This window comes from Microbacterium sp. LRZ72, from assembly GCF_033792225.1.
Lineage (GTDB): Bacteria > Actinomycetota > Actinomycetes > Actinomycetales > Microbacteriaceae > Microbacterium.
Genome location: NZ_JANGEX010000043.1, coordinates 1 through 695, shown reverse-complemented (window position 1 = coordinate 695; position 695 = coordinate 1). Strand labels below are relative to the sequence as shown.

Here is a 695-nt window from a genome sequence, read left to right as displayed (position 1 = left end):
CGGGCGTTGGGTGCGGTGACGATCATCGTGCCGTTCAACTGGCCGATCGCGATCCTGGGTGCGGCGCTGCCGCACGCGCTTTTGGCGGGGAACACCGCGATCGTGAAGCCGCCGCCCTCGGCACCGTTGGCCACGACCCGCGTTGTGCAGCGTGTCGCGGAGAAGCTCCCGCCCGGGGTGCTGAACGTCGTCACCGGCGAGGACCAGAACATGTCGGGGCTGATCCAGAACACCGACATCGCGAAGGTCTGCTTCACCGGGTCGGTCAACGGTGGCAAGCGGATCGCGGAGATGGCGGCGAAGTCGCTGACCCGCGTGACCCTCGAGCTCGGCGGCAACGACGCGGCGATCTTCGCTGAGGACGCGGTCATCGACGACACCCACCTCGACCGGCTCTACGCCGCGATCTTCGACTCCACCGGACAGATCTGCATGAACGCCAAACGCGTCTACGTGCACTCCTCCCGCCTGGACGAACTCGTCGCCGGGCTGGAGACCCGCCTGAACAACGCCGTGATCGGCTACGGACTCGACGAGGGCACCACCATGGGACCCCTCCACCAGCCCGCGCAGAAAGCGTTCGTGGAAGAGATCATCCAGGAAGCCAAAGACAACGGCGCCGACGTCCGCGAATACGGCACCCTCCCCACCGGCGACCTCGCCGGCGGGAACTTCCTCCGCCCCGCCCTGGTCAT

General features: G+C 67.3%; 1 protein-coding gene. It reads left to right on the top strand.

Translation table 11 applies throughout. The features are described from left to right. Positions 1–15: 15 nt before the first annotated feature. Positions 16–695 (top strand): aldehyde dehydrogenase family protein (locus M4I32_RS15170; RefSeq protein WP_319035317.1); only part of this gene is annotated, 680 nt, incomplete at its 3' end.